The sequence below is a fragment of the Enterococcus faecalis genome (assembly GCF_029024925.1).
GTDB lineage: Bacteria > Bacillota > Bacilli > Lactobacillales > Enterococcaceae > Enterococcus > Enterococcus faecalis.
This window is the reverse complement of the sequence record NZ_CP118962.1, coordinates 1,981,004-2,003,956: the sequence shown is the minus strand read 5'-3', so window position 1 is coordinate 2,003,956 and position 22,953 is coordinate 1,981,004. Positions and strand designations below refer to the sequence as shown.

12 protein-coding genes and 2 pseudogenes are annotated in these 22,953 nt (G+C 37.1%); all 14 read left to right on the top strand.

What is annotated here, in order from left to right; all coding sequences use genetic code 11:
* Positions 1–10 precede the first annotated feature (10 nt).
* On the top strand, positions 11–3,160 hold the full coding sequence (locus tag PYW42_RS09885) for a type I restriction endonuclease subunit R (protein ID WP_002410834.1): 3,150 nt from the start codon (positions 11–13) through the stop codon (positions 3,158–3,160).
* 1,335 nt (positions 3,161–4,495) lie between these two features.
* Positions 4,496–5,764 (top strand): RIP metalloprotease RseP, encoded by a 1,269-nt coding sequence (gene rseP, locus PYW42_RS09880; RefSeq protein ID WP_002408800.1) that lies wholly within the window; start codon positions 4,496–4,498, stop codon positions 5,762–5,764.
* Between the two features lie 71 nt (positions 5,765–5,835).
* Positions 5,836–7,554 carry a proline--tRNA ligase gene (locus PYW42_RS09875; protein ID WP_002359769.1) on the top strand — a complete coding sequence of 573 codons (1,719 nt, stop codon included), beginning with the start codon at positions 5,836–5,838 and terminating at the stop codon, positions 7,552–7,554.
* Between the two features lie 515 nt (positions 7,555–8,069).
* Positions 8,070–8,600: a hypothetical protein gene (locus tag PYW42_RS09870; protein ID WP_010707318.1), complete on the top strand. Its 531-nt coding sequence runs from the start codon at positions 8,070–8,072 to the stop codon at positions 8,598–8,600.
* Positions 8,601–8,612: 12 nt separating this feature from the next.
* Positions 8,613–8,936: pseudogene (locus PYW42_RS09865) on the top strand (hypothetical protein); the annotation flags it as partial.
* 61 nt (positions 8,937–8,997) lie between these two features.
* On the top strand, positions 8,998–9,534 hold the full coding sequence (locus PYW42_RS09860) for a BAR domain-containing protein (protein WP_010816154.1): 537 nt from the start codon (positions 8,998–9,000) through the stop codon (positions 9,532–9,534).
* Positions 9,535–9,547: 13 nt separating this feature from the next.
* A complete protein-coding gene (locus PYW42_RS09855; protein WP_010816153.1) occupies positions 9,548–10,864 on the top strand; it encodes a hypothetical protein in 1,317 nt (438 codons plus the stop codon).
* 13 nt (positions 10,865–10,877) lie between these two features.
* Positions 10,878–11,168, top strand: coding sequence for a hypothetical protein (locus PYW42_RS09850; protein WP_010816152.1), 291 nt, complete (start codon positions 10,878–10,880; stop codon positions 11,166–11,168).
* A gap of 3 nt (positions 11,169–11,171) precedes the next feature.
* On the top strand, positions 11,172–11,507 hold the full coding sequence (locus tag PYW42_RS09845; protein WP_002381591.1) for a hypothetical protein: 336 nt from the start codon (positions 11,172–11,174) through the stop codon (positions 11,505–11,507).
* Positions 11,508–11,749: 242 nt separating this feature from the next.
* Positions 11,750–16,105 (top strand): PolC-type DNA polymerase III, encoded by a 4,356-nt coding sequence (locus tag PYW42_RS09840; RefSeq protein ID WP_002381593.1) that lies wholly within the window; start codon positions 11,750–11,752, stop codon positions 16,103–16,105.
* Between the two features lie 210 nt (positions 16,106–16,315).
* A complete protein-coding gene (locus PYW42_RS09835; protein ID WP_002356790.1) occupies positions 16,316–17,773 on the top strand; it encodes an amino acid permease in 1,458 nt (485 codons plus the stop codon).
* 219 nt (positions 17,774–17,992) lie between these two features.
* Positions 17,993–19,370 (top strand): annotated as a pseudogene (locus tag PYW42_RS09830) (hypothetical protein).
* Positions 19,371–19,550: 180 nt separating this feature from the next.
* The gene (locus PYW42_RS09825; RefSeq protein WP_002407157.1) at positions 19,551–22,340 is read left to right on the top strand and encodes an ATP-dependent DNA helicase DinG; all 2,790 of its coding nucleotides are present in this window, start codon (positions 19,551–19,553) and stop codon (positions 22,338–22,340) included.
* A gap of 75 nt (positions 22,341–22,415) precedes the next feature.
* Positions 22,416–22,934: a cell wall elongation regulator TseB-like domain-containing protein gene (locus PYW42_RS09820; RefSeq protein WP_002410843.1), complete on the top strand. Its 519-nt coding sequence runs from the start codon at positions 22,416–22,418 to the stop codon at positions 22,932–22,934.
* The last annotated feature ends 19 nt before the right edge of the window (positions 22,935–22,953 follow it).

Genomic DNA, 22,953 nt, shown 5'->3' with positions numbered 1-22,953 from the left:
GGGAAGAAGAATGAAAATTAGTCACCGTGAGGAAGCGGAAGTCGAAGAACAGTTGATTCGTGTACTTGGGGAAGGACATAATCAGTGGACGTATCGTCCCGATCTAAAATCAGAAGAAGATCTTTGGGTCAATTTACGCCAAAAAATTATCTCAAATAATCAAGCAGAACTGAATGATTCTCCTTTGACCGATAAAGAATTTGAAACGATCAAAACGGAATTATTGCTACGGACGAAAATCCCCTTTGATGCTGCGAAATGGTTAAAAGGTGAAAATGGGATGGCTCGGATCACGATTGAACGGGAAGATTCGCAATTGGGTTCTGTCTCACTTATCCTTTATTCCAATCAAGACATTGGTGGAGGAATCTCTACGTATGAAGTGGTTCATCAAATTGCAAAACGTGGAAGTAACATAGAAGCACGGGATCGACGTTTTGATGTTACCTTATTAATCAATGGATTACCGATTGTCCAAATCGAGTTGAAACAAGTAACCGCAAAAGATGGCGTCTATCAGGCGTTTAACCAAATCAAAAAGTATGCAGAAGAAGGCATGTTTCGGAACAATATCTTTTCGACCTTGCAGTTGTTTGTAGTTTCCAATGAACAAACGACCCGGTATTTTGCAAATGCCTTACCGAAAGACTTGCACCCTAAGTTTTTATTTAGTTGGCGAACGAAAGACAATGAAAAAGTAGAAAACTTATATGAGTTTTGTAAACAAGTGCTAAATATCCCGGATGCCCATCGCTTGATTGCGGATTATACGATTGTCAGTGAAGATCAAGACAACAAAACCCTCATGGTGTTACATCCTTATCAAGTTCATGCGATTCAAGCCTTGTTTATTGCCGCAAATAAACATCAATCAGGGTATGTGTGGCATGCGACTGGTTCAGGAAAGACGTTGACTAGTTTTGTATCTACTAAGCTTTTAGCACGAAAATCGGGGATCGATCGAACGATCATGTTAGTGGACCGCAAAGATTTAGATAATCAGACCACCACAGAGTTTACGAAATTTGCTTCGGAGTTTAATACTGGGATTTCTTCTGGTAATGCCAAAGCGAATAGCTTGATCGTGGGAACAGGAAGTGCCAAAGAGTTAAGTGAAACTCTGTTGGCAGATGCCAATGCAAATGTTGTGATTATTACAACCCGTCAAAAACTAGATGCGGCGTTGAAATATGCAAAGAAACAAGAAGAGAAAAAAGGAACCAATCGCTTCCAAAAATTAATGGGACAACATATCGTGTTTGTAGTAGATGAGTGTCATCGAGCGTTAAGTGCTGAAAATATGGAAGAAATCAAAAAAATGTTTCCGAAGTCCACTTGGTTTGGCTTTACAGGTACGCTGATTTTCCCTGAGAATCGGAAACAAGCCAAAGGGCAATTGGCACGTACGACCCATGATCAGTATGGAGAGGTCTTGCACACCTACACCATCAAGAATGCATTAGAAGATGGCTCGGTTTTAGGATTTCAAGTAGAGCATGAAAATACCGTTGAGCCGACTTCATTAGAGAATAAAATCTATCGGAAATTAAAAGAAGTAGAAACATATGCAGAGTATTCATCAGAACAGATCAATCGTATGATCGATCAAATGGAGTCAATCAAAAAAGAAAGTTATTTGGACCCTGCTGTTTTTGAAGTAGATGAGCATATCCAAAAAGTCATCCATAAAATGTTCCGTCCAGATAATGCCTATACAAAATTTGATTTTCGAAATGGCCGTCCAACGAAATCTGCAATCTTAACCACGAGTTCCATTGACATGGCCAAAAAGTATTATCGGGCCATCAAAGAAATGACAAAAGAACCTGAATGGTTAACAAAAGAGTTTCCCAATCAGCCCATTCGTGAAGGACGAACGATGGAGGATCCTGATTTCCCAAGGATCGCTATTACCTATTCATTAGAAGAAAACAGCCGAGATTCAAGTGTCCAACAAGAAGAAATGCAAAAAATTATTGAGGAATATAATCAGTATTATGATACTTCCTGGTCATTAGCAGACATTGAGCGTTATAACGGAGATATCAATAATCGTTTGGCACGAAAAAGAGCGGAATTCAAACAATTTGGGAAACAAATTGATTTAGTGATCGTAGTGGATCGTCTGTTGACAGGTTTTGATGCGCCTACGATTCAAACCCTATTTGTGGATCGTAATCTAGAGTATGCAGGACTGATCCAAGCTTTTTCACGTACGAATCGTACGTATCCTGATAAGACAAAAGGATTGATTGTGACGTTTCGTAAGCCAGCGACAATGGAGAAGAATGTCGAGGATGCGACAAAACTGTATTCAGAAGCTAAAGAGGAATCGGGCTTGATTTGTCCAAGTTATCAAGAATCCAAAAAAAGATTCAAGCAAGCATATGGTAAGTTAAAGGAGGTTTCATCCATGGAATCCATTGATGAACATACGCCACTTGAAATCCGTATCGAGTACGTCAAAGCATTTCAAGAATTGAATCGTGCGTATGAATCGTTAGTGACTTATGACGATTACAATGATGACATTGTGCAATCTTCAACTTTGAACAATCAAATTCAACTTTTGGAAGAACAAATTGGCGTGTACGAGACCGTGAAAGGTTCATTGATAGAGGAAGAACCAGAAAAAGAAGGAGAAGATTTTTCAACGATCGAATTTTATAGTGAAAATACTACTAAGTTGTATGATATTGATTCTACTTATATTGATCAATTACTAGGAACTTATGCTGCGAACAGTTCAGATGCACGAGATGAAATTGAAAAAGCTTTGGCTAAATTGAATAAAACAGAAGGAGTCAAAGAAGTTTACCGACAAATTTTAAATGCATTTGATGTGGGGACTTTAGATAGTAATGAAGATATCTTTGTCATTAAACGTCGCTATTTTACACAAGCGAGTGATGATTTGATTCATGTCTTTTCCAACGAGTGGTTTGTTTCTGAGAAAGAATTACATGCTTCTAATCTGCAATATATGCCAGGTGAAGATCCAATTCCTAATATGAAAGCAATTATCAACAGTAAGGATTACGAAGGATATAAAGCCAACCATCCAGAAGCGAAACCATTTAAATACCCACAAGAAATGAAGCGAGCATGGCGTAAAATGTTAGATGATGAGCTGATTCCACTTGAAAATGAATTGAGGTAAACGAGAAGAGTTAAGAAAATTGTACGATTCAAAGATGGTAGTAAAGTGGAAGTGTAGAAAATAGGGATAGATGTCTTTTATTTGTTCACATTTTATAACGAAGTATTTAAGACAGCTATTGAATAATGTTTCCTCCACCTTTTTCATTCATTTACCCCACCCCGTTGTTATATGACCGTGTTTTGAGAGGAACCAATAAAAAGCATAGGCTAACTAGGGGTTCCTTTTTCTTTTGTTTTTTTGGAATCCGCTTAAGTGAAATGTATCTGAAATGAAACGGAGATAAAGTGATTTTTTGCTGTAATGACAAGGTTTTAGCTGTTTCAGATACCATGTAACCCAAAATAGTTTATTGAGAAAATAGGAGAGTATTTGATACTAACTAGTAGGAAAAAATGAGATAAAAAGTAAATGGAATCATTTCAGGTAATCTCAAATAAAAAAATATACAGTCCTGTGGCACTTTACCTATGGGACTGTATATATTTTTTACTCTCAGCGGGCTTGTTTTGACTCCGTGTCTGACTCCGTCGTATTGATTTTAAATGATATTCGATGACCATTTAACAGGTCATTTTTGAAATTTTTGTCTCTATATGACTCAGTTTGATAATTATTGATAGATCAATTTGGGTCTATATCGAACAAGGGAATAATCCAATAAAAAATGATTTAGAATATCAAAATAACAAAAAAGAGGACTACCTGTATTAGTCCTCTTTTTTGACCAGATTTTGACCAGTCTATTTTACATTCTAATATATTCATATGAGCTAATTTTATGATTAAATGGTAAGTGTTTCCTTGTTTGTTTTAGTTTAAACTAGTGTGTAATTTAAAAATCTATATGGAAGGTAGTGTGGGTTAAAACCTCAAACCAACAACATACTTCAAGAAACCAGCGTCTAACGCTGGTTTCTTTCTTTAACAACTACCGTTCTGCCTTGCAAAAAACAAATAAGAAATTTCCTTGTCTATTCAAAGTTATTTCTATTAGAACCAATCAACTATAGCTTATATTTTTTCTATAACGAGCTAAACAAACCACATTCTTATTGAATTTTTAAAGCAACGTTCTCAAATTAACGGATTTTCTAAAAAAACACAAAATATCCAGACGAAGTGGTCAAGTCCAATGGTTATTTATGAGTGAATATGCTAAAATAAAACTTGTCTTACATAAGGAAAGATTTGTTCACTAACAGTGGCGACTGTTCTCAGTAAACAGTTGCACTGGTTTATCGGGAAGGGAACAGAGCAATTTTTACGAGACTTTCCCATGTAATAATAAAAAGCACTGAACGTCAGTGAATGAAGGAAGAAAGAAGGACATTTATGAAAACAATTATCACATTCATTATTGTCTTCGGTATTCTTGTCCTCGTACATGAATTTGGCCACTTTTATTTTGCAAAACGAGCGGGTATTTTAGTTCGTGAGTTTGCAATCGGAATGGGACCAAAGATTTTTGCGCATCGTGGAAAAGATGGCACCACTTATACGATTCGCTTATTGCCGATTGGTGGCTATGTGCGAATGGCTGGGATGGGCGAAGACATGACAGAAATTACACCAGGTATGCCTCTATCTGTTGAGTTAAATGCCGTGGGTAATGTGGTTAAAATTAATACAAGTAAAAAAGTACAATTACCTCATAGTATTCCGATGGAAGTCGTTGATTTTGATCTTGAAAAAGAATTATTCATCAAGGGCTATGTCAATGGAAACGAGGAAGAAGAAACCGTTTATAAAGTTGACCATGATGCAACGATTATTGAAAGTGATGGTACCGAGGTGCGGATTGCGCCACTTGACGTTCAATTTCAATCAGCGAAATTATCGCAACGCATTTTAACGAACTTTGCGGGACCCATGAATAACTTTATCTTAGGGTTTATTCTGTTTACGTTAGCGGTCTTTCTACAAGGAGGCGTCACTGATTTAAACACGAATCAAATTGGACAAGTGATTCCTAATGGCCCAGCCGCAGAAGCTGGGTTGAAAGAAAACGATAAAGTCTTATCGATTAATAATCAAAAAATCAAAAAATACGAAGATTTTACAACCATTGTGCAGAAGAACCCCGAAAAGCCGTTAACGTTCATAGTTGAGCGTAACGGCAAAGAAGAGCAACTAACAGTGACACCAGAAAAACAAAAAGTGGAAAAACAAACGATTGGTAAAGTCGGCGTTTATCCTTATATGAAAACCGATTTACCGTCAAAATTGATGGGCGGTATTCAGGATACTTTGAATAGTACGACACAGATTTTTAAAGCACTCGGCTCACTATTCACAGGCTTTAGTTTAAACAAACTAGGTGGGCCAGTCATGATGTTTAAATTATCGGAAGAAGCATCCAATGCTGGAGTAAGTACAGTTGTATTCTTAATGGCCATGTTGTCAATGAACTTAGGGATTATTAATTTGTTGCCAATCCCAGCTTTAGATGGCGGGAAAATTGTCTTAAACATTATTGAAGGTGTACGTGGAAAACCAATTAGTCCTGAAAAAGAAGGCATCATTACGTTAATTGGCTTTGGGTTTGTCATGGTGTTAATGGTGTTAGTTACTTGGAACGATATTCAACGCTTTTTCTTTTAAGGAGAAAGCTTAAGTAAAAAAGTGTGTAAAGAAATCAAAAATAGTTGATTTTAAAATAGAGGAGAGTTTTAATGAAACAGTCAAAAATGTTAATTCCAACGTTAAGAGAAGTACCAAATGATGCAGAAGTCTTAAGTCATCAAATTCTGTTGCGCGCAGGCTATATTCGTCAAGTCGCTGCAGGGATTTATTCTTATTTACCTTTAGCCAATCGTGTTTTAGAAAAATTAAAAACGATTATGCGAGAAGAATTTGAGAAAATTGATGCAGTTGAAATGTTAATGCCTGCGTTATTACCAGCAGAACTTTGGAAAGAATCAGGCCGTTATGAAACTTATGGACCTAACTTGTATCGCTTAAAAGATCGCAATGACCGTGACTATATCTTAGGTCCAACGCATGAAGAAACCTTCACAGAATTAATTCGTGATGAAATCAATTCTTACAAACGATTACCTTTGAATTTATACCAAATTCAAACAAAATATCGTGATGAAAAACGCCCACGTTCTGGCTTATTAAGAGGCCGTGAATTTATCATGAAAGATGGCTATTCTTTCCATGCCGATGAAGCTAGTTTAGATCAATCATACCGTGATTACGAAAAAGCTTACTCACGCATTTTTGAACGCTGTGGACTAGAATTCCGTGCCATTATTGGGGACGGTGGTGCCATGGGTGGTAAAGATTCTAAAGAATTTATGGCGATTTCTGAAATTGGGGAAGATACTATTTGTTATTCAACAGAAAGTGATTATGCTGCCAATTTAGAAATGGCAACAAGTCTTTATACGCCGAAAAAATCACATGAAACACAATTAGATTTAGAAAAAATTGCAACACCAGAAGTGGGTACAATTGCCGAAGTGGCAAACTTCTTTGAAGTTGAGCCACAACGTATTATTAAATCAGTACTATTTATTGCCGATGAAGAGCCAGTAATGGTCTTGGTTCGTGGCGATCATGATGTCAATGATGTCAAATTGAAAAACTTCTTAGGCGCTGATTTCCTAGATGAAGCAACAGAAGAAGATGCTCGCCGTGTCTTAGGAGCTGGCTTTGGTTCAATTGGTCCAGTCAATGTTTCCGAAGATGTTAAAATTTATGCAGATTTAGCTGTTCAAGATTTAGCCAACGCCATTGTTGGGGCTAACGAAGATGGCTATCATTTGACAAATGTAAATCCAGATCGTGACTTCCAACCAATTAGTTACGAAGATTTACGCTTTGTTCAAGAAGGCGATCCTTCTCCTGATGGCAATGGTGTCTTAGCCTTTACTAAAGGAATCGAAATTGGCCATATCTTTAAATTAGGAACGCGTTATAGTGATGCTATGGGCGCAACAGTTTTAGATGAAAACGGTCGTGAAAAATCAGTGATCATGGGTTGCTATGGCATCGGCGTTAGTCGTTTACTTTCAGCAATCGTTGAACAAAATGCAGACGAGCGCGGTATTAATTGGCCAACAGGAATTGCGCCATTTGATTTACACGTGGTCCAAATGAATGTGAAAGATGAGTATCAAACAAAACTATCACAAGAAGTTGAAGCAATGATGACCGAAGCGGGCTACGAAGTATTAGTTGATGACCGCAATGAGCGCGCAGGTGTAAAATTTGCTGATGCTGATTTAATTGGTTGTCCAATCCGTATCACAGTCGGTAAAAAAGCAGTCGATGGTGTGGTAGAAGTCAAAATCAAACGTACTGGTGAAATGTTGGAAGTACGCAAAGAAGAATTAGAAAGCACACTTTCTATTTTGATGAACACAACATCAGAAGTAGAATAAATAAACAAACTTAATAACAGTATAAAGCTTAAAACGAAATCAAAGTTTCTCTGATTTTGTTTTAAGCTTTTTTAATGTAATAAAAAACTTAAATGTCTCAAGCTATAAACAATATTCGATTTTAAAGATTAATCTATATAAAATTATTTCCTTTATTGTTTTTAATAATAAAAGAAATAAATAAGTGGTTTAAGCTGATTAAATGATATTTTTTTGTTTTTAAACAAATTTTTCATATATAGATAAAATTTAAAATTATATTTACACTAATTATATGTTGGTGATATTATAAAATAGTGGCTAATTCATTAGATTAAATGGAAGAGATTATAACTAATAAAAAATAGGTTAGAAAATTAAAGAAAATACTCTTTCAGAAGAGAAACGATTGAATGAAGTTAGGCTAGTAAAGGGAACCCAGTAGCATTGGTGCTGTACTAGTGAAAGGAATTTATGGGACGAATCCAATAAGTGTTAAAACATGATTGTACATAAAAAAGAAAGGAGGGAAGCCAGTGAAAAAAGGAAAACTAAGTACCTTAGCTGCTGTAGTACTAATCATAATAGGAATTGGAGGGAAACAATACATGGATAAAAAAGCAATAGAAAAAGATTACCAACAAGGCATCGGTTTAATTCAAAAATATGTATCAAACTATTTGGTAGAAAACTATGAAGGTATTGAGAAGATTGAGTGGCAAGGCGTTGGCGTGGAATGGCGGAATGCAAAAGGATATGGGCCTTCGTTGTTGGGGAATTATGTGAATACTAGAGTGAATATATTTGTATCAGAAGATAAATATTTTTCTGTAAGATTTACTTTGACAGATGAAACAGATTATGACAATAATTTGAAAAAATATGTTAAAGCAAGTTCTTTGAATTCTGAAAATATTGATTTTTCAATCAAATCGGATTTGGAAAATGCTACCTATGATTTAAAACAGAGTGAAAAAGAATCATTCACGAAGCTAGAGAAGTCAATTTTTGGTAGTGATAATGCAAAAATCATTTATAACTTAGAAATTTATGAGTTGAACTATTAGGGGGGAGAATCTATGAGTAGAGAAATCACAACGGAAATATTAGCTAACGCTATTGATGAGACGAAAGATACTGTTCAAACAAAGAATACAAATGTACGATTGAAAATTCAAGGAAAAAAAACAGACTTCAAAATCATCCACAAAGCCGCCAGCACCCAATCCAGCCAACTAAATGCCATGGCCATCGCCCCTTTAGATGACCAAGGCAAACCTGACTATAACAATGTCACTGTCGTGTACGCTGGTACCAATTCCTTTGGTGATGAAGGCAAAAAAGGCTTTGAAACAGCTGGGACGGCTTTTGTAGGTGGCTTTTCTTCTGAATATCAGGAAGCCTGAATATCTTAACATAGAGTTTTAAAACATGATTGTACATAAAAAGAAAGGAGGGAAGCTAGTGAAAAAAGGAAGATGGTGGCTAATTGGTTTAGCTACTGCATTACTAATCATAATAGGAATCGGAGGAAAACAATACATGGATAAAAAAGCAATAGAAAAGGATTACCAACAAGGAATCGATTTAATTCAAAAATATGTGTCGAACTATTTAGTGGAAAACTACGAAGGCATTGAGAAGATTGAGTGGCAAGGCGTTGGCGTAGAATGGCGGAATGCAAAAGGATATGGGACTTCGCTGTTGGGGAATTATGTTAATAGTGAAATTAGAGTATATGTATCTAAAGATGATTATTTCATGATGTATTTTCGTCTAACCGATAAAACAGAATATGATGATGAATTGAAAAAATATGTTGTGCTAGACTCATTAAACGATAAAAATACAGATGTTGCAGTTAGAGTAGGATTAAGGAATGCGACATACGATTTGAACCAAGCTGAAAAAAAAGTTTTTGAGAGATTTAGAAAGTCTGATAAAGGAAGACCAAATGCAAAAGTAGTTTATAACTTAGAAATTCATGAATTAATATATTAGGAGGGAAAGGAATTTGAGTAATGATGAAATTACAACAGAGACCTTAGCAAAAGCAATTGATTCTACAAAAGAGACAGTTCAATTGAATAGTGATACAGTAGTTTTAGAAATTCAAGACAAAACACAAGACTTCAAAATAATCCACAAAGCCGCCAGCACCCAATCCAGCCAACTAAATGCCATGGCCATCGCCCCTTTAGATGACCAAGGTAAACCTGACTATAACAACGTCGCTGTCGTGTACGCTGGTACCAATTCCTTTGGGGATGAAGGTAAAAAAGGCTTTGAGACAGCTGGGACAGCTTTTGTAGGTGGACTTTCTGAAGAATATCAGGAAGCTGAAAATTTTTTAAAACAAACGCAGCAAAAAATCGCCTCGCAAAACGGCACAATTACCGATGTTGCAGGCTTTAGTCAATCAGGTGGCTACATGATGAAAATGGCAGGGAAATACGGGCAAGAAATGGGCTTTCGTACCACCAGTTTTGATGATTGGGGCCGCAATCAATTTGAACGTTTAACGACGAGTGAAAAACAGTGGTTACAAGAAAATCCAGAATTTTTGATTCGCTACCAAAATGATTCATGGGCAGCACTGTCAGGACGTGATAGTAAATATGGCACGCTTTCTTCGATTTCAGGGGTTGGTGAACATAATACTTTAGCTAACTATTTTGACGGGGACGACTTGGATTTGGATCGTTTAGCCAAAGATGGCATTTTCGCACCGAATATGACTTTGGAGCAAGTCAAGTTAGCAGCGAAAGTCTGGGCAAAGAAAAATGGCGACTGGGATCCCACCACAAATAATGAAGCCGAAGCGAAAAAACGAGTGCAGGAGTACTTAGAACTCTATGGCGAATTTGCGCAAACGAATGCGAATTTGGAAAAATTAAAATCTGGTACTGATAAAGCTATTCGTTCCTTACATACAAAAATTGCCAGTGCTTCTGGCGGTCAAAAAATCAAGTTACGAGCAGACTTGGCATTACAGGTAGCTAATCAGGCTAGAACAATCGGTGAAGAAGCGGAGAAATTGCTGAAACAAAGCCAGCAAGACACAGAACAAGCGTTAGCAGAAATTTCCAAGGAAATTTTAACAAGTGCCAATGAAATAAGACAATATTTGTCTTATTCTGAGGTCCAAGCAATGATTGCACCCTATGAAAAAAGTCGTTTGTGGGACGAGGCACAGGCCAGTCACAATCGGAAACAAGTTCAACAATATAATCAAAAACTGATGACATTTAGTGAAAAGTTAACAACTGCGGCTAAAAATATTCAAGAATACGATCGCCAAGCAGGGAATCAGTTATTTACACAGAAATGAAAGGATGTCGCACATGGATGAACCGGAAAGAGAACTTCAATTAGAATTAGAACGCATACAAAAGATGCAAGAACGCCAAGCCATTCAAGCTGTGATTACAGCAAAACAAACCAGAATCGCAACCATCAAACAAACCTCCACACAGACAATCAAGGAACTTTCAAAATTAATGAGCAAGCAATCAAAAACTGCGTTGCCATCTTCCTTAAAAGGTGCGTTTCAAGGGCAAGCGGCGGACGCAGCGAGCCATTATTTGAAAGCGATTCCTGACGCAAATTTAAAAACACCAGCAAAAGGAGGTTAGGAGATGACACCGGAAGAAAAACGCCGCAGTTACCAGATGATTGAAGACAGCTATTATCAAGAAAAGCGCAGAATCAATCAACAACAGCAACATGTTTCCGCTGAAATCCAGCGATTTAGACAACAAACGAACCAACTAGTAGACAAGGTGGCTTATTTTACTAGAAATGATACTTGGGACAAACGAATGTTTCATCATCAAATAGCCACCAGTTTAGATGAAGTGAAACGAACAGAAAATCGGTTTGTTTCAATCCTAGAAGAAACAGAACAAACCATGCGGAAAAATTATCGAAAAGAGATTGAGAAATTGGAAGAAATGGCAAGAATGGATTTGTAAGGGATTGGTAAATACGGATTGACAGGATGTTTTTTGTTCAATATGTTCAAACAAATAATGGAATTCTTCACGAGTACATTACTCTTGTTCTCTAATTTTTAGCAAGCCATTGACGGAACAAGATTGTTTTTTTACAAAAAACGAGTATACTTAATAGAGAAGCGAATGCAGAGAAACCGAAAAAAGGCACTTGACAGATTTGTCTGAGGGCCTTTTTTCAATGATAGAAGGAGGTTCATTTTGTGACAGAAAAAGCACGCGATTTATTTGATAAACTGATGACGCAAATTCAGTTAGATGACACAGCGAAAGAACATCCCTTAATTCAAAATGGCCGGATTGACAAGGTCATTGTTCACCAACAAAGTCGCTTATGGGAATTTCATTTAAGTTTTGATGAATTGATGCCAGTGATGCTATATCAAACATTTATGCAACAATTGGAACTAGCTTTTCAACAAATTGCACAGGTTTCCGTTCAAATAACCACAAATCAGACAACATTTACTGAGGAACAATTAACGGATTATTGGCAGTTGGCCTTGTTAAATAGTCAATGCAATACGCCGTTAGTTCAGAAAGTCTTAAAAACACAGACACCACAATTTGAAGATCGGAAAATTATTTTACCTGTTGATAATGAAGCAGTTATTCCTTATTTGAAGCAACAATATTTACCAATTATTGAGGAACTTTATTTCTCTTACGGGTTTCCTAAATTTCATATTGAACCAAAAATGGATCAACAGCAAGCTGCAGAAGTGCTGAAAAAGTTTGAAGAGCAAAAATTAGAACAAGCCGCAGCCTTTCAACAACAAGCTGCTGAATCGCTTGTTAAACATGAACAAATGAAAAAAGAAAAACAACAACAAGCGCCTGCGTTTGATGGTCCAATTCGTTTAGGGCGGAATATTCCCAACGATGAACCCATTATGCCAATGGGAAACATACTGGAAGAAGAACGTCGGATAACGATTGAAGGCTTTATTTTTGATAAAGAAGTGCGTGAATTGCGTTCTAAACGAAAAATTTTAATTTTGAAAATAACTGATTATACTTCCTCTTTCGTGGTGAAGAAATTTTCGAATGGGGAAAAAGATGAACAAGTTTTTGATGCGATTCAACCACAAAGTTGGATTCGTGTTCGTGGTAGTGTACAAGAAGATACCTTCATGCGTGATTTAGTCATGAATGCTCAAGATTTGATGGAAGTCGCCCATGCGCCAAGAAAAGACTACGCGCCAGAAGGTGAAAAACGTGTAGAATTACACATGCATAGTAACATGAGTACAATGGATGCGACCAATAAAGTCGGTGACTTAGTGGCGCAAGCGGGGAAATGGGGTCACAAGGCCATCGCAATTACGGATCATGGCGGCGCCCAAGCGTTTCCTGATGCCCATGCTGCAGGTAAAAAAGCAGGCGTTAAAATTTTATACGGCGTGGAAGCCAATATTGTTGATGATGGTGTACCTATTGCTTACAACGAAGAACATATTGAATTAACAGATGCTACCTATGTGGTCTTTGACGTGGAAACAACGGGGCTTTCCGCTGTTTATGATACAATTATTGAATTGGCCGCTGTCAAAATGCACAAAGGAAATGTCATTGAGACTTTTGAGCAGTTTATTGATCCTGGCCATCCATTATCTCAAACGACAATTAATTTAACTGGGATTACAGATGAAATGGTGCGCGGTTCAAAATCCGAAGAAGAAGTTTTACGCATGTTTAAAGAGTTTTCAGAAGGAACTATTTTAGTGGCCCACAACGCTTCTTTTGATATGGGGTTCTTAAATACAAGTTATGGCAAACACGGAATACCTGAAGCGGCTAATCCCGTCATCGATACATTAGAATTATCCAGATTCTTGTATCCACATTTCAAAAGCCATCGTCTAAATACCTTATCGAAAAAATTTGGCGTCAACTTAGAACAACATCACCGTGCCATCTATGACTCAGAATCAACAGGTCATTTGTGCTGGATTTTCTTAAAAGAAGCGAAAGAGAATCATGATATGCATTTCCATGATGATTTGAATCGTCATATTGGCGAAGGAGACTCATACAAACGTGCTCGACCTTTCCATGCAACGATTTTAGCAACAACTCAAGCAGGATTAAAAAATCTTTTTAAATTGATTTCGATGTCCAATGTAGATTATTTTTTCCGAGTACCACGGATTCCTCGTTCGCAATTATCGAAGTTAAGAGAAGGGCTTTTAATCGGTTCCGCATGTTCAAACGGCGAAATTTTTGAAGCAATGATGCAAAAAGGTGTCGAAGAAGCAAAAAATCGTGCCAAATTCTACGATTATATTGAAGTTATGCCCAAACCAGTTTACGCGCCATTAATTGAACAAGAATTGGTGAAAAATGAAGCAGATTTGGAAGAAATTATTAGTAATCTAGTGAAAATCGGTGACGAACTTGGCAAGCTGGTTGTCGCCACTGGAAATGTTCATTATTTAAATGAAGAAGATGCCATCTATCGGAAAATTTTAGTCGGGTCTATGGGTGGCGCTAATCCGTTAAATCGCCATAGTTTACCAAAGGTTCATTTCAGAACCACCGATGAAATGTTAACGGAATTCCAATTTTTAGGACAAGACGTCGCTAAGCGAATTGTAGTAGAAAATCCCAACAAAGTCGCTGATTTATGTGAAGAAGTTATTCCAGTAAAAGACGATTTGTATACGCCAAAAATTCCTGGGTCTGAACAAGAAATCACTGATTTAAGCTACAATCGTGCGCGCGAATTGTATGGCGATCCTTTACCAGAAATTGTCGAAAAACGGTTAGAAAAGGAACTGAATTCGATTAACGGGAATGGTTTCTCGGTTATTTATTTAATTTCTCAAAAACTAGTGCATAAAAGTAATGAAGATGGCTATTTAGTTGGTTCACGGGGCTCTGTCGGTTCGAGTTTTGTTGCGACAATGACAGGGATTACTGAAGTAAATCCTTTAGCGCCACATTATTATTGTCCTGAGTGTCAATATTCTGAGTTCTATGAAGATGGTTCCTATGGTTCAGGGTTTGATATGCCTGAAAAAGCCTGTCCAAAATGTGGTGCTCGATTGTTTAAAGATGGTCACGACATTCCTTTTGAAACGTTCTTAGGGTTTCATGGCGACAAAGTTCCCGATATCGATTTGAACTTTTCTGGCGATTATCAAGCCGAAGCCCATAACTACACGAAAGTTCTTTTTGGTGAAGAATATGTCTACCGGGCAGGAACCATTGGTACAGTAGCCGACAAAACAGCGTATGGCTTTGTTAAAGGATATGAAAGAGATCATAATTTACATTTGCGTGGTGCTGAAATTGATCGCTTAGCTAAAGGTTCAACAGGGGTTAAACGGACGACTGGGCAGCATCCCGGCGGTATTATTGTAATTCCTGATTACATGGATGTTTATGACTTTACGCCAATCCAATACCCTGCTGATGATCAAGAGGCAGAATGGAAAACGACGCACTTTGATTTCCATTCCATTCACGATAATATTTTAAAACTTGATATTCTGGGACATGATGATCCAACCGTGATTCGGATGTTACAAGATTTATCTGGGATTGAGCCAAAAACCATCCCAACAGACGATCCAGAAGTGATGCGTATTTTTGAAGGACCTGATGTTCTAGGTGTGGATGCAGAGCAAATTTATTCTAAAACAGGAACTTTAGGAATTCCTGAATTTGGGACACGTTTCGTTCGAGGTATGTTAGAACAGACCCATCCATCAACTTTTGCAGAATTACTTCAAATTTCTGGACTGTCTCACGGAACTGATGTGTGGCTAGGAAATGCAGAAGAGTTGATTCGCCGTGGCGAAGCCAATCTTGCTGAAGTAATTGGTTGTCGGGATGATATCATGGTATATTTAATTCATGCTGGTTTGGACAGTGGGATGGCCTTTAAGATTATGGAAACGGTACGTAAAGGACAATGGAATAAGATTCCTGATGAACTACGGGATACGTATTTAAATGCGATGAAGGAAAACAACGTCCCTGACTGGTATATTGATTCTTGTTCTAAAATTAAATATATGTTCCCGAAAGCCCATGCGGCAGCATACGTATTAATGGCATTGCGGGTCGCTTACTTTAAAGTTTATTTCCCAATCTTATATTACTGTGCGTTTTTCTCCGTTCGGGCGGATGACTTTGACTTAGTGGCAATGTCACAAGGGAAAGAAGCTGTGAAAGCACGAATGAAAGAAATTACGGACAAAGGGATGGACGCCTCCACTAAAGAGAAAAACTTATTAACGGTTTTAGAATTATGTAATGAAATGTTGGAACGGGGCTATAAATTTGGCATGATTGATTTGTACAAATCAGATGCTGAAAATTTTGTGATTGAAGGGGATACCTTGATTGCACCTTTCCGAGCAGTGCCAAGTTTAGGCCTCAACGTAGCGAAAGCCATTGTCGCTGCGCGAGAAGAGCAACCGTTCTTGTCGAAAGAAGATTTGGCAACACGAGGCAAAGTTTCTAAAACGTTGATTGAATACATGAATGAAAATGGTGTCTTAAAAGACTTGCCAGATGAAAACCAATTATCATTATTTGATATGTTATAAAAGAAAAATCTTTTAGAAAAAGGCCGGTGAAGCAACTTATTCACCGGCCTTTTTTAGTCATCAAATAAATTAGAAAATCATTGCTAGAAGCGTTTTAATTACTTATTAAAAAGCCATCTTTATTTAATTATGTTGAGCTTGTGCATAAAAAGTAAAATGCTTATGATAAATGAAGAGCTTTATTTTTTTAATAAGAAAGGAATTGGTTATATGGACAAAAAGCAATTACGATGGTTCACCGTCGGGTTAATTGCCTTTAACATGGTCTGGGGTCTTGGAAATGTTGTGAATAATTATGCACAACAAGGGATTTCAGTGGTCACTTCATGGCTTTTGATTTTAGTTTTATATTTTATTCCCTATGCGTTAATCGTAGGACAATTAGGTTCAACATTTAAAGACAGCAATGGTGGGGTTAGTTCGTGGGTGCAAAACACCAGTACTAAACGTCTAGCCTATTATGCAGCATGGACTTATTGGGTAGTGCACATTCCTTACTTGGCACAAAAACCACAAGCAATTTTAATTGCCTTAGGTTGGGCAGTTCAAGGGAATGGAAACCTAGTCAATACGATGCCAATCGTAACGGTATCATTTATTTCATTAATAATTTTCTTGGTTTTCTTGTTATTATCAACAAAAGGGTTAACCACCTTAAAAGTTATTGGTGGTTTAGCTGGAACCGCCATGTTTGTGATGTCTATTTTATTCATTTTATTAGCGGTAGGCGCACCATTTATTAATTCAACGGTTGAATTTGCGACGCCAAACATGTCACAAGTCAGCACCTACATTCCTAAATTTGATTTTAGTTATTTTACAACCGTATCAATGTTAGTTTTTGCGGTAGGTGGCGCTGAAAAAATTTCTCCTTACGTAAATGCAACTAAAAATCCAGCCAAAGAGTTCCCTAAAGGAATGATTTTCCTAGCGGCAATGGTTGGTTTATCGGCTGTTTTAGGTTCATTTGCAATGGGAATGTTATTCTCAAGTGACAATATTCCTAAAGATTTAATGGCAAATGGTGCCTACAGTGCCTTCCAAAAATTAGGCGCATATTATGGTGTCGGTAATCTCTTAATGATTGTTTATGCTTTGACGAATACAGTGGGTCAAGTGGCTGCGTTAGCCTTTTCAATTGATGCTCCACTGAAAATTCTTTTAGCTGAAGCAGATCCAGAATTTGTTCCAAGTTGGTTACGTAAACGTACGAAAAAAGGTACGTTAATTAATGGTTACTTATTAACAGGTATTTTAGTAAGTATTATTATCGCTTTACCGATGTTTGGGTTGAAGGACATGAACGAAGTGGTTAAATGGCTAACTAACTTAAATTCTGTAGTTATGCCAATGCGTTACTTGTGGGTCTTCTTTGCCTATATGCTTCTAAACAAAGCATACAAACAATTTAATTCAGAATATAAATTTGTTAAAAATCCTAAAATTGGTTTTGTGTTTGGTCTTTGGTGTTTCCTATTTACAGCCTTTGCTTGTATCCTAGGAATGGTGCCTAAATTTGAGTATGCCTCAGACCCTCAAGGCTGGTTGTTCCAATTAGCTTCTAACATTGTGACACCAATCGTCTTAATTCTATTAGGAATGATTTTACCAGCAATTGCACGTCGCGAGAAAAAAGACACGATTTTGCCAATTGATTCAGCAGAATAAATGGTTGCATGTTTCAAGGATAAAATAGTCAGTTTAAGTATTTTGCGTGAGATAAATGGTCAATAGGACTGTTTATCTCACGTTTTTTTTCTGTCGATTTTTCTCTAAAATTTCTATTGTCTCTTAAAAATATGAGAAAATCAGAAGAATTTCTCCTGTATACTAAAGGTATCTATCATTAAAAAATGGTTATTAACGGAGAAAAAGGAAGTGAACCTCATGACTAAAACACTTGAAACACAACCAGAAGAGAAAACGGTCTTTCTTTGTAAAGAAACGAATCCAGATTTTTTAGGACGAGAAATTTATGCGGATAATGTTGAAACACCGTATAATTTTTACTTAATTCGCAAGCTTTATTTAGCGAAAGAGTACCAAAATTTAGCAGAAGGGGAACAATTTTTTGAGGCTTTATGTGAAAGTTGGGATGAATCAGAACAGTTTGAAGAGTTAATTGTTAAAAAGATTTATGTCTATGTTGAAACAGAGTTAATGTACTACACTGTTTATTTTGGAAGTTTTGAGCCGACCACTCGTGACTTACGATCCGCACTGAAACAATGGATGTATGAAATACCAACAACTAAAAATAAAAAAACAGTCCGTATGAATGAAACCAATGTGCAAGTAGTGCCGCAAGAAAATCAATTAACGGAATTAGCTGGTGAAATTGCTGTCTTACGTGAAATGCTGACACTTTTAAAAGAAAATTTAGCCTCCTTAAATGAAGCCGTTAATCAAACGAGAAATCCCGTCATTTCTAGACAAATAAAAACGATCCATTTGAAAAGAGCTTCTCCTGTGATAGCCGCAGAACAGGCATCGCTGAAAGTATCAGAGGATACTAATCTGGAACAACCAGACGTCAATCTATCGCCTGATAATCTGGAAAATCAAGAAGGTGAAACAACTGTAGCAACAAGTGAAGCAGTGCTTCCTGTTAACAAACTAGCGCTTGAAGAACCAGCGAAAGAACCAGTGTTATCTGAAACAGTGCCAATTAAAGAAGCACAGCCAGAAAAAAAAAAAAGAAAACCAGCAGAGTACTGCGGCAAAACCTTTATTTACTTTTCCACAAGAAACAGAAAAAAGCTCGTTAAATTCAGTGAATAAGTCTGCCGAAAAAGAGGAGGAGCAGAAGTCAGAAAAAGAAGCTGTCTCTATGGAAAGTGAGAAAGAAAATTCATCAAGTCGGACAATTCCTGCGGACTTTCAACGACAATTGGACGAATTAGAAGAGGAAATTTATCGTCGCTTTATGAGTCGCCAGTTAGAGGATACTGATGGAAATCAAGCAGTACCGAAAATAACGATTGAAAAAAGACAGTTAGAAGCACAAATGATTGAAGCAAAAGCATTCTCACAATCATTTAAACAAGTTCAAAAGAAAAAAGCAGGAGACGTGCGAATTTGCAATCAGTTAAGCTGTATGAAACTAGAAAAAGGATTAGATAAATTTTTAGACGAAGTTACAGAATATGTTGAAAAGCGGACACTATTTAATAAAAAGGTTCGTTGTCCGCTCCCAGTAATCAGAGAATTGGAAGGCTATGGGCAATTAAATCAGTATATGCAGAAAATCCTTGACTGTTATTAATCGTTTATTTAGGAGAAGGTAAGACAAAACCATTCAGTTTATCAGCTTTTAAGCCTGAAACAAAAATCACTTTGAATTTTTGTTTCAGGCTCTTTCTTATTATCTCTGGAAAAGATTTCAAGAGAATTTTTGAAATACTAGTGAAAATCCTATAAATTGTAGTATAATTTTCAAAGATGAATGAAAGGCGTGAAGTCATTGAAAGACAAACAAGTGTATGCAGTAGTTGACCTTGAAACGACTGGAACAGATCCTACAAGTGATCGGATCATTCAGTTTGGATGCGTTCTCGTTCAAGATGGAAAGATTATTGCGAACTTTGCGACAGATGTGAATCCCAATCAAGTAGTACCAAAACAAATTCAAAGTTTAACGGGGATTAGTAATACGCAAGTTCAAAAAGCGCCTTATTTTGAAGATGTAGCACATACAATTTATCATTATCTGGAAGATACTATTTTTGTGGCGCATAACGTCCACTTTGATTATAATTTTTTAGCTCGTGAACTGGTACGGTGTGGCACGCCGCCACTTACCATTCCAGCCATTGATACAGTGGAATTGGCACAGATTTTTTTACCGACAGAAAAAAGTTTCCGCTTAAGTGATTTGTCGGAAAGCTTAGGTTTGTCTCATGAGAATCCCCATCAAGCAGATAGTGATGCGCAGGTTACAGCCGAACTTTTGTTATTAATTCAAGAAAAAATGAAATCTTTACCATTAGTCACTATGGAAAAAATTGCGGAATTAAGTCAACAGACAGCGCGGGAAACCAGTGCCTTTATTCAACAAACGTATGAACAAATGAAAAAACAAGTCACACCATTAAATCCAGCTTATCAAGTGGTCAGTGGCATTGCTTTACGCAAAAAAGAAGTTCCACTTTTTGAAGAAACGTTCTATCAGACTAGCACGTATCCCAAAACTAAAAAAGCCAAAGAAAAACTGTTTGGCGAACGTTTCGCTTATCGTGCGGAACAGAGTCGGATGATGAATTTAGTCTATGATCATTTTACAGAAGGAACGACAAAAGATTTATTTATTGAAGCAGCGACTGGAACGGGAAAAACATTAGGCTATCTGTTGCCGATGAGCTATTTAGCAACGCCAGAAAAACCAGTCATCATTTCAACAGTTTCGATTGTTTTACAAAATCAATTAGTGGAAAAAGATTTACCATTAGCCAATCAAATCTGCCAAGGGAAATTACGAGGCATTGTTATTAAAAGCCATCGACACTATCTTGATTTACAACGCTTTAAGGCAACGTTGAATCAGCCAACTCCGCAAAAACAATACGCTCTTTATCAAATGGGCGTTCTCGTCTGGTTGCTAGAAACAGAAACGGGCGATTTAGATGAACTACAATTGACGAATTTAAATCATTTATTCTGGAAAGAAGTTACACATCGCGGATTGGATTTTCTTTCAAAAAAAGATGAACTTTATGAAGTTGACTTTTTAAGACATCTGTATAAAAAAGTCGCTCAAAGTAACGTGTTGATTGTTAATCATGCATTTTTGGCGCAAGAGTCGCTAAGAAAACAACCGTTATTACCTGAAAGTCCGTGGCTAATTATTGATGAAGCACATCATTTACCAGACATCGCTAGTCGGATGGCGAGCGAACGAGTGAACAGCGTGATACTAAAAAAACAAGTCACGCATTTTATTGAAAAAGAACAACTTTTTGTTGCTTTACAGCAAATTTTTCAACAGTTTTCTGAAGAGCAGCGGTTTGTAAAAATTTATCAGCAAGGTTTACTGGATTTTGTGGATGAATGGCAAGATTTTCTTTTTGAATTGCATCGTTTATTTAGTAAAACGCAGAAGCGGATAGACCATCAGGAGTTGCTTTTAACCAAAGAACGTATTGATTATTTATCTGCTGCGGGAGAAAAACATAGTCAAACGCTCCAGCTTTTACTGCAGGAGCTGTTAACTATTCAAAGTAAGTTACAGCAAACAATTATGAGTCAGTTGGAAACCTTTAGTTTGGCTGATCGCATCGTTTTTGTTCGCTTATTTCAATTTTTTGATGAAATTGAACGTATTCATCACTGTTTTACCATTTATCTTGATGATTGGCGTCCACGTTGGGTAAAAGAATATTTACCACAAAATGAAGACCATGGCTTGATTGAAATTCATGACTTAGAAGCTAGTTTGCTTCCTGAAACAAAGTGGTATCCGCGGTATGAACGAATTATTTATACAAGCGGCACATTGAAGTTTGGCAACAATAAAAAGTATTTACCGCAACGGTTAGGTTTAACAGAGGTGACGTTCAAAACCCTGCCAACGCCATATAACTATGCAGAAAATGCGCGAGTCTATGTACCGGAAGAAGCAGTAGCCATTCAAAATGCCTCTTCCTATGAAATGGGTCAATACATTTCAGATACCATTGAAAAATTGATGGCGCAAGAGGAACGTTCGATGTTGGTTCTTTTTACTTCGCATGAATTATTGTCCACCGTGTATCATCAAGTCCAGCCGAGATTATTGGAAAAAGGACAAGAGGTCCTCGCCCAAGGGATTAGCGGCAGTCGTGAAAAAATTCTTAAACGGTTCTCTAATGGAAAACCGAATGTCTTGCTAGGAGCCGATAGCTTTTGGGAAGGTGTGGACTTACCAGGAACAGCTTTACAGTTATTGATAGTCACGCGTTTACCTTTTGAAAACCCGAAACGACCACTTGTGCAAGCAAAATATGCGTATTTAGAAGCAGAAGGGATACAACCATTTGCTCAAGAAGCGGTACCGAAAGCAGCCTTACGTTTGCGACAAGCACTGGGCCGTTTAATCCGTTCTGAAGAAGACAGAGGGGCATTGCTGATTCTGGATCGTCGTTTAGTCACTGCAAAATATGGCAAACGATTAATCAAAGCGTTTCCCAAGGGACTCTCAGTAAAAGAAGCGCCCATGCCTGAAATTTTAGAAGAATTAAAGGAATTTTTAAACAAATAATTGATTATTTTTAGGTCATATTTGTGAAAGGCCGCTATTTTTCTGCTATAATAAGACCCAGTAAGTTTAGAGAGGATGGAAGGATTTTTGGAGGAATTAGAAGAAAAGAAAGAGAAGAAACGGATTACTGTCCTTGTAACCCTATTGGCAATCCTTTTAGCAATTCTTGTAACAATAATTATCTTTTTTGTACGAACCAATCAACCAATGGCTCAAGCCGAAAAAGAAGCAACCGCAATTGCCAAAACTTCTGCTAATTTAGAAACAGTTGATAAATTTTACTGGTTTACACGCAAAAATACGTATTTTACTTTAACCGGCAAAAATGATAAAGGCACAGAGATTGTCGTGATTGTCCCTAAATCGGGAGAAAAAGTCACGGTCTTAAATCAAAAAGATGGTCAAACTGAACAACAAATAACAGACATTGTTGCTAAAGCCCATCCCGATGAATCGGTGATGAAAGCTACGTTAGGGCTTTATGATAAGCGCCCTGCATGGGAAGTGGTCACCGAAAATGATCAAGGAGTACTAACGTATTATCTTATGAGCTTTGATAAGGGCGAAGAGATCAACGTTGTCAAAGATATTTAATTTAGATAGGTTTTGATGA